Origin of the sequence: Pantoea wallisii, assembly GCF_002095485.1 — a bacterium.
In the GTDB taxonomy this organism is placed as follows: domain Bacteria; phylum Pseudomonadota; class Gammaproteobacteria; order Enterobacterales; family Enterobacteriaceae; genus Pantoea; species Pantoea wallisii.
In genome coordinates, this window is record NZ_MLFS01000060.1 from 19,888 (window position 1) to 28,860 (window position 8,973).

Annotated in this window: 6 protein-coding genes and 2 pseudogenes; 2 read left to right on the forward strand and 6 right to left on the reverse strand. The window is 60.0% G+C overall.

The genetic code is table 11. The annotated features are described in order from the left end of the window. Positions 1-85: 85 nt before the first annotated feature. A pseudogene (locus HA48_RS18010) lies at positions 86-1,119 on the forward strand (permease). Here the strand turns inward: HA48_RS18010 and nrdG are convergent. Both nrdG and nrdD read right to left on the reverse strand, forming a co-directional pair. Then, a pseudogene (gene nrdG / locus HA48_RS18015) lies at positions 1,114-1,575 on the reverse strand (anaerobic ribonucleoside-triphosphate reductase-activating protein); the annotation flags it as partial. The pseudogenes HA48_RS18010 and nrdG overlap by 6 nt on opposite strands. Next, positions 1,572-3,710 (reverse strand): anaerobic ribonucleoside-triphosphate reductase, encoded by a 2,139-nt coding sequence (nrdD, locus tag HA48_RS18020; protein ID WP_128602548.1) that lies wholly within the window; start codon positions 3,708-3,710, stop codon positions 1,572-1,574. The pseudogene nrdG and the gene nrdD, both read right to left, overlap by 4 nt. Before the next feature lie 271 nt (positions 3,711-3,981). Here nrdD and HA48_RS18025 point away from each other — a divergent pair, with 271 nt between their 5' ends. Further along, positions 3,982-6,366, forward strand: coding sequence for a beta-N-acetylhexosaminidase (locus HA48_RS18025; protein WP_128602549.1), 2,385 nt, complete (start codon positions 3,982-3,984; stop codon positions 6,364-6,366). A gap of 87 nt (positions 6,367-6,453) precedes the next feature. Here the strand turns inward: HA48_RS18025 and ridA are convergent, their stop codons facing one another. From ridA to HA48_RS18045, 4 genes are all read right to left on the reverse strand, one after another. Continuing rightward, the gene (ridA, locus tag HA48_RS18030; RefSeq protein ID WP_128602550.1) at positions 6,454-6,840 is read right to left on the reverse strand and encodes a 2-iminobutanoate/2-iminopropanoate deaminase; all 387 of its coding nucleotides are present in this window, start codon (positions 6,838-6,840) and stop codon (positions 6,454-6,456) included. A 77-nt stretch (positions 6,841-6,917) separates the two neighbouring features. After that, complete coding sequence (pyrI, locus tag HA48_RS18035; RefSeq protein ID WP_128602551.1) at positions 6,918-7,382, reverse strand: aspartate carbamoyltransferase regulatory subunit; 465 nt, start codon at positions 7,380-7,382, stop codon at positions 6,918-6,920. Between the two features lie 11 nt (positions 7,383-7,393). Then, positions 7,394-8,329 carry an aspartate carbamoyltransferase gene (pyrB, locus tag HA48_RS18040; protein WP_128602552.1) on the reverse strand — a complete coding sequence of 312 codons (936 nt, stop codon included), beginning with the start codon at positions 8,327-8,329 and terminating at the stop codon, positions 7,394-7,396. Positions 8,330-8,570: 241 nt separating this feature from the next. Then, positions 8,571-8,973, reverse strand: a 403-nt coding sequence (locus HA48_RS18045; RefSeq protein ID WP_482809945.1) for a Rossmann-fold NAD(P)-binding domain-containing protein, incomplete at its 5' end; no start/stop codon positions are given.

Consider the following 8,973-nt stretch of genomic DNA (forward strand, 5'->3'; position numbering starts at 1 on the left):
GAAAGCAATGACCTGAATAACAATGCGGGTTTTCCGCTGCGCTTCCCGCGCGGCCTACGTTATTCAGTTGAATACGGAACCTGTTATGACCCAGTTAGCTCCTCCTGCCCCGGCGGTACGTTTCGCCTGGTGGAAACCGCTGTTATTCCTCGCCGTCGTGGTTATCGGCCTGTGGTATGTCAAATGGCAACCCTATTACGGCAAAGCGTTTGTCGCCGCCGAAACCCACTCGATTGGCCACTCGATTATCGCCAACGCCGCTGCGTCGCCGTGGCGCGCGGCGCTCGATTACGCCATGGTCTACTTTCTGGCCGTGTGGAAAGCCGCTGTGCTTGGCGTAGTGCTCGGCTCACTGGTGCAGGTGCTGATCCCGCGCAACGCGCTATTACGCCTGATGGGCCGTTCACGCTTTGGCTCAACCCTGGTCGGCACCGGCCTCGGTTTGCCGGGCATGATGTGCAGCTGCTGTGCGGCACCGGTGACCGCCGGGTTACGTCAGGCGCAGGTATCCAGCGGCGCGGCGATGGCGTTCTGGCTGGCGAATCCGCTGCTCAATCCGGCCACGCTGATCTTCATGGGCTTTGTGCTGGGCTGGCATTTTGCTGCCATCCGGCTGGTGGCTGGCGTGATGATGGTCCTGGGCATTGCCGCGCTGGTGCAGCGCAGCGTACCGGAAACGGCGCTTTCCGCACCCCAGCCGCTTGCTACTCACGATGCGCCTCTTTTCACACGCTGGCTACGTGTGATGTGGCGGCTGTTCTGGAACACCATTCCGCTCTATATCGTTGCGGTGCTGCTGCTGGGGGCGGCACGCGTCTGGCTCTTCCCGCATGCGGATGGCGCAGTCGGGAATACACTGTTCTGGGTGATCATGATGGCGATAGCAGGCTGCCTGTTCGTGATCCCGACGGCGGCTGAAATCCCGATTGTGCAAACCATGATGCTGGCGGGCATGGGCACGGCGCCGGCGCTGGCGCTGCTGGTCACGCTGCCGCCGTGAGCGTGCCCTCACTACTGATGCTGCATCGCGCTTTCCCCGCCCGGGCACTGTGGATCGCCCTGATCGGCGTGGCGCTGAGCGGTGTGCTGCTCGGTATGCTCGCCCTGTGGCTGGCGTAAATACCAGATGGTTTGATTGCGGCTGCCGCGCCACAGCAGCCGCGCATCCCGCTCCGCTTCAATAAAGCGTCCGTCAATCAGCACATCGATCTCCGCCACCACCGCGCGCTGGTCCGCGCTGAGTTCCGCCATGGTATAGCCGGTCCACAGCCAGATATCTTTCCCCGGACACTCACGCCGCACGCGTTTTACCAGACGACGAATGTGCGGCACGTTGTGCGGATGCAGCGGATCGCCGCCGCTCAGCGACAATCCCTGGCGCGGAATGCGCCGATCGTTGAGATCGGCGATGAGCTGCTCCTCCAGCGCCAGCGTAAACGGCACGCCGGAATCAAGCCGCCAGGTGCTCTGGTTATAGCAGCCGCGGCACTGATGTTCGCAACCGGCAACAAACAGCGTGCAGCGCGTACCGGGCCCGTTAACGATATCGACATCGTAGTAGCGATGGATATTCATCCCGGCTGTCCGTTATCAAGATGTTTAACGCGGCGCTGCACCTCCTCCTGCTTGCCGGCGTTAAAGGGACGCGCATCCGGGCTGCCGAGGTAGCCGCACACGCGGCGCGTGACTGAGACGCGCGCCGGATCGTGATTGCCACACTGCGGACAGGTAAAGCCTTTGCTGGTGCAGCGGAATTCGCCGCTGAAGCCGCAGTCGTAGCACTCGTCGATCGGCGTATTGGTGCCGTAATAGGGCACGCGGTGATAGCTGTAATCCCACACATCTTCCAGCGCTTTCAGGTTGTGCTGAATATTGGGGTATTCGCCGTAACAGATAAAACCGCCATTAGCGATGGCGGGATAGGGCGCTTCGAAATCGATTTTGTCGTAAGGGTTAACGCGTTTTTCTACGTCAAGATGGAAGCTGTTGGTGTAGTAGCCTTTATCCGTCACGCCCGGCACCACGCCAAATTCCGCGGCGTCCAGACGGCAGAAGCGGTCGCATAGGTTTTCACTGGGCGTACTGTAGAGGCTAAAGCCGTAGCCGGTCTCCGCTTTCCAGGCCTCAACGGCGCTGCGCAAGTGCGTCACGATCGCCACGCCTTTGGCGCGCAGGTGCTCTGCGTCATAAGGGTGCACCGCGTTGCCGCTCAGGGCATTAAGGGTTTCGTGCAGGCCAATATAGCCGAGCGAGATGGATGCGCGCCCGTTGCGGAAAATTTTGCCCACTTCCTCATCGGCCTGTAGCCGTACGCCGCAGGCACCCTCCATATAGAGAATCGGCGCCACGCGCGCTTTGGTTTTCTCCAGCCGCGCGATGCGCGTCATCAGGGCACGTTTTGCCAGCGCCAGACGCTCATCCAGCAGGGTCCAGAAGCGCGCTTCCTCTCCCTGCGCCTCCAGCGCGATACGCGGCAGATTAAGGCTGATCACGCCGATATTGTTGCGGCCTTCGTGGATCTGCCGGCCGTTCTCCTCATACACGCCAAGAAAACTGCGGCAGCCCATCGGCGTTTTGAACGAACCGGTGACCTCCACCACTTTGTCATAGTTGAGGATATCGGGGTACATGCGCTTACTGGCGCACTCAAGCGCCAGCTGTTTGATATCGTAGTTGCTATCGCCGGCACGGCGGTTCACGCCTTCGCGGATGGCAAACACCAGTTTGGGAAAGACGGCCGTTTTGTGATTTTTACCCAGCCCGGCGATGCGGTTGCGCAGAATAGATTGCTGAATCAGGCGCGCCGCCCAGTCGGTGCCCAGACCAAAACCAAAGGTGACAAACGGCGTCTGGCCGTTGGCGGTGTGCAGCGTGTTAACCTCATACTCCAGCGACTGGAAGGCGTCGTAGCACTCCTTCTCCGTACGCGCGCGGGCATAGGCTTCCGGGTCAGGAATCTGCCACTCAACGGCAATCTGGCGGTGCTTCTCCAGGCTGAGCGTCACAAACGGCGCCAGCACTTCATCGATACGGTTGATGGTGGTGCCGCCATAAATGTGGCTGGCGACCTGCGCGATAATTTGCGCCGTGACGGCGGTGGCGGTGGCGATCGATTTCGGCGGCTCGATCTCGGCGTTACCCATCTTAAAGCCGTGGGTCAGCATGCCGTGCAGATCGATCAGCATGCAGTTAAACATCGGGAAGAACGGTGAATAGTCGAGATCGTGATAGTGGATCTCGCCGCGCTCATGCGCCTGCACCACCTCGCGCGGCAGCAGCTGTTGCTGCGCATAATGTTTCGCCACGATCCCGGCCAGCAGATCGCGCTGCGTCGGGATCACTTTGCTGTCTTTGTTGGCATTTTCGTTCAGCAACGCCGCGTTGGTTTGCTCCACCAGACCGCGAATAGCGTGATGCAGTTTGCCGCGCTGCTCGCGGGCCAGATCGCGATCGTGACGATATTCGATATAGGTGCGTGCCAGCTGCGGCCAGGGGCCGTTCATGAGCGCCTCTTCGACGGCACACTGGATCTCACGGATATCCACCTCGCTCCGCGCGGCCAGCTGCTGACTGACCTGCGCAGCCACCGTGGCACACCAGGCGGCATCATCGACCTCTGCCGCGCGGGCCGCTGCCTCTACCGCGTCCTGAATACGCTGCGCGTCAAACGGCACCCTGCAGCCGTCACGCTTAATCACCACCGTTGTCATTGCCCCTCCATGAAACTACATGTAGATAATTTCACGGAGTGTAACCGCTATATGTGGTGTTTTGGTGCGCTTTAATCGCGCTCTTCTTGACCTGACGCATGGAAGCACTGACGAAGATAGCCAGCCCTGAATGCGTTAGCGTCGCTAAACTGAAAAAGTATTAAGCCGGACAAACTTCAGCGGGCCGTAACTTGCTTTGCGCCGCGAAACAGGTTTAATGAATGTTTTGCCCACTTTTGATCCGTCATTTTACCTCACAAGGATGCCCCACATGCTTCTGCCCCGCACGCTGCTTGCCTGTTGCCTGTCCCTGAGTTTTTCAGGCGTTGCCGCGCCTGCTGGCGATCTGCCGCTGATGCCCTGGCCGCAAAACGTGGTGCAGCCTGCGGGCGGCGGCGCCCTGGCGTTAACGCCGCAGCTGACACTGCATATCAGCGGCGATCACCTTGCAGGGGCCGAAGCGCGCTGGCGGGCCCGTATCTCGCGCCAGACGGGCTGGCCACTGCTGCCGGCCAGTGCCGCCAGCGATCACGCCACCATTCAGGTGCAGATCGCGCAGGCGGTCGATCCGCTGCCGCAGCCGGACAGTGACGAGAGCTACCATTTAGAGGTCAACAGCAGCGGCGTACTGCTGAAAGCCGCTACCCGTTTTGGCGCCATGCGCGGCATGGAGACGCTGCTGCAGCTGATTGAAAACAATGAAAACGGCACGGTGATCCCCTTTGTCAGCATCGATGATAAGCCGCGCTTCCCGTGGCGTGGCGTGCTGATCGATTCGGCGCGCCATTTCCTGCCCGTAGAGACCCTGAAGCGGCAGATCGACGGTATCGCAGCGGCGCGTATGAACGTGTTTCACTGGCACCTGACGGACGATCAGGGCTGGCGCTTCGCCTCCAGCCACTATCCTCAGCTGCAGGAGAGAGCCAGCGACGGTCTCTATTACACCCGGCAGCAAATGCGCGACGTGGTGCAGTACGCCACCCAGCGCGGCGTGCGCGTAGTGCCGGAGATCGATCTGCCAGGCCATGCGTCGGCGATTGCCGTGGCGATGCCGGAGCTGATGAGTGCACCCGGCCCGTACGCGATGGAGCGGGGCTGGGGCGTGTTCAAACCGCTGCTGGATCCCGGCAATGAGGCGGTATTTCGCTTTATCGATACGCTGATCGGTGAAGTCGCGGCGATCTTCCCCGATCCTTACATTCACATCGGCGGCGATGAGGTTGATCCTACCCAGTGGAACGCATCGCCAGCGATCCGACAGTTTATGCGCGATCGCGGTCTGCACGACGCCCATGCGCTACAGGCGTGGTTCAATCAGCGCGTTGAGAAGATTCTGGCCGCGCACCAGCGCCGGATGATCGGCTGGGATGAGGTTTATCATCCGGATCTGCCCAAAAGTACTCTGATTCAGTCATGGCAGGGGCAGGATGCGCTGGGCGAGGTCATCAAACATGATTTTCGCGGTATTCTCTCCACCGGTTTCTACCTCGATCAGCCGCAAACTGCCGCGTATCACTATCGGAACGAGCCGTGGCCGCAAGGATTGAACGGAGAGGATCGGATAGCGCCCGGTGAGCAGACGCAGAGCTGGCAATTCACCATGCCGCGCCTCAAGGGGAGTGCGCTGCAAGGGAGCTTCACGCTGGTTAACGGCAAAAACGGCTGGCGTGGCTTTATCGATTTCAACGGCAAAGCGCGGCGAATGGTGCAGGCGATTCGCTGGCTGTCACCGAACCAGCTGACGTTTAGCGTCGATACCTGGATGGGGCCGTTCCAGCCGGTGGTGACGTTGACCGGAGAAAAGCTCACCGGCTATATGCAGGTGGGCAACGTACGCTATCCCGGCGAAGGGCATAAATTGCCGCAGGTGCCCGCGGGCATCGCGCCGTCACTGCCGACGCCGGAGCAGCTCGACAACAATCTGCTGGGCGGCGAAGCGGCGCTGTGGGCGGAGAACGTCAACAGCCGCGTTATTGATACACGCCTGTGGCCACGGGCGTTTGTGGTGGCAGAGCGGCTGTGGTCGGCGAAAGATGTCACGGACAGCGACAATATGTACCAGCGCCTGAGCGCAGTTGACCGCTGGAGCACGGTCTCCGTGGGGCTGCAGCAGCATCAGCAGGCGGAAGTACAGATGATGCGCCTGGCGAACAGCTGCGATATCACGCCGCTGCGCGTGTTTGCCGACGTGCTGGAGCCCGCGCAGTATTACACGCGTCAGCACCTTAAGTTTCAGGCCGGGCATTATGACTGGTTTGAGCCGCTGAATCGCCTCGCGGATGTGCTGCCCGCCGAGAGCGAGGCGGTGCGCCTGCTGGATAAGCAGGTCGATGCGCTGATCGCCAATCGCGGCAATCGTGCAGCGGCAGCGGCGATTCGGCGTCAGCTGCAGCGCTGGCAGAGTAACAGCGATGTGGTGATGCCGCTGATCCTCAGTAATTATCAGCTCAAACCGCTGCAGCAGCAGGCACGTCAGGTCGCGCAGCTGAGTCGCATGGGTCTGGATTTGGTCAGCGCGCTGGAACAGAATCAGGCTTACGGTGCCGGAGAGGTGGCGCAAATGCGCGCGCAGCTGGATGCCGCTGCACAGGTACAGGATGAAACCGTGCTGGCGCTGGTCAGGCCAATGGAGAAGTTGCTGCGAGCGTCACGATAATCAAGGGTCGTCATTCATGGCGACCCTGCATAAGCGCGAGGCGCGCATTACTGCGCACCCTGCAAAATGTGACGATTATTATATCTATCAGCGACGTACCGCGATCGCCTCAATCTCAATCTTCACATCTTTCGGCAGACGCGCCACTTCCACGCAGGAGCGCGCCGGGAAGCTGGCCTGATGCTCGGTGAAGAAGGCTTCGTAAGTCGCATTTACGGTGGCGAAGTCGTTAAGATCTTTAACGAACACGGTGGTTTTCACAATATCGCCCACTTTCAGGCCGGCGGCTTCAACGATCGCCTTTACATTCTCCAGCGACTGACGCGCCTGAGCGGCCACATCATCCGCGACTGCGCCGGTAGCCGGATCCACCGGAATCTGACCGGAGGTAATGATCATGCTGCCGAGATCCACGCCCTGTACGTAAGGGCCAATCGCTGCCGGGGCTTTTTCAGTACTGATTTCGCGAGACATCATTTCTCCTCAGAAGTGCGCGGCCGGCAACTGCCCGCCGCGAAAATGTTCGCCCATTATAGAGGCGAAAAGCGTGATTACCAGTGACCGAGCACCACGTGGCGCGCGAACTCTTTCTCGCAATATTTACACTTCAGATGCACATCATCGGCGCGTTGTTTGACCGCAAAGCTGGAGAACACCGGCTCGCTGCGGCTGATGCAGTTGCCGTTCGGGCAGGTCAGCACGTGCTCAATGCGCTCCGGCAGCGTGGGAGCGATCTTCGCAACCACCTCATAGTCGTCAATGCGATTCACCGTCGCGTGCGGCGCGTAGACGGCCAGCTGGTTGATCTGGTCATCGGTCAGGAAGGTGTTCTCGATCTTGATCAAATCTTTACGGCCCATTTCACCTGACGGCAGATTCAGGCCGATGGTGATGCGCTGATCGGTTTCGGTGAGACGGAACAGCGAGAGCAGTTTAAAGCCTACCTGCGCCGGAATATGGTCAATCACCGTGCCACGTTTGATGGCTTCAACCTGCAGTTTATTGTCGTGCGTCATGTGCGTGCTCCTTACAGTGCCAGTTCGCTATTCAGTACCAGCGCCAGCAGCGCCTGGCGGGCGAAGATGCCATTACCGGCCTGCTGGAAATACCAGGCGTGCGGCGTGCTATCAACGTCAGTGGTGATCTCGTCGATGCGCGGCAGCGGGTGCAACACGCGCATGTTGTCGCGCGCGCCGGCCAGATCGGCCGCGCGCAGGATGAACTGCGCTTTGACGTTGGCATATTCTGAGGGATCGAGGCGCTCTTTCTGCACGCGGGTCATATAGAGAATATCCAGCTCCGGCATCACCTCTTCAATGCTATCGTGACGTGACCAGGCGATGTTCTGCTCATCCAGCATATCGGTGATGTAAGCCGGCATTGCCAGGGCATCGGGCGCGATGAAATAGAAGCGGTTGCCGCTGAACTTCGCCAGCGCCTGGGTCAGTGAGTGCACGGTACGGCCATACTTCAGATCGCCCACCATGGCCACGTTGAGGTTGTCGAGACGGCTCTGGGTCTCACGGATGGTAAAGAGATCGAGCAGCGTTTGCGTCGGATGCTGGTTGGCGCCATCACCGGCGTTCAGGATTGGAATGCCGCCGGAGAACTCGGTAGCCAGACGCGCCGCACCCTCCTGCGGATGGCGCATCACAATCGCATCAACGTACGTACCAATCACCGAGATGGTATCGGCCAGGGTTTCCCCTTTTTTGCCCAGCGAGGTATTGCTGCCGTCGGCAAAGCCAACCACCGAGGCGCCCAGGCGATGCATGGCGGTTTCAAACGAGAGACGGGTGCGCGTTGAAGCTTCAAAGAAGCAGCTGGCGATGACGTTGTGCTTCAGCAGCTCCGGCTGCGGATGGGCTTTCAGCTGTGCTGCGGTGTGCAGCACCAGCTCCAGCTCGTCGCGGTTGAGATCGTTGATGGAAATAATGTGCTTGCGGTATAGCGGGTTGGCCATAGCTCTCTCCTCAGCGCTGCCGGATTGCGGACAAAAAAAAGCCCCTTTACAGGGGCTTTTTTACGATCGGTTGATGACGGAAAGAAACGGGTGCGCCGCCTGTGGCCAGGCGTGGTTGAGCGGCAAATTGTACGCTGCGCTGTTGCATGTTTCCTCCGGCAAATTGTGGCGCATTATACGCATTCACTGCCCGGCATCAAGCGGAAATCGCGCCACAGGTAAACGTTTGCCTGCGCCGGATTCAGGGCTTGCCCAGCGTCGCCACCATCACGGCTTTTATGGTGTGCATGCGGTTTTCCGCCTGATCGAACACAATACTGTGTGCCGATTCAAACACCTCATGGCTGACCTCCATACCGCCGTGCAACCCATACTGCTCCGCCATCTGACGACCCAGCGTGGTTTGATCGTCATGGAAGGCGGGCAGGCAGTGCAGGAACTTCACCTGCGGATTGCCGGTCAGCGCCAGCATCGCGCTGTTGACCTGGTAGGGCCGCAGCAGGGCGATACGCTCCTCCCAGACCGATTTCGCTTCACCCATCGACACCCAGACATCAGTGTAGATGAAGTCCGCGCCCTGGACGCCTTCGGCAATGTCTTCGGTCAGGGTGATTTTACCGCCGGTCTGCTGCGCGGCACTGCGG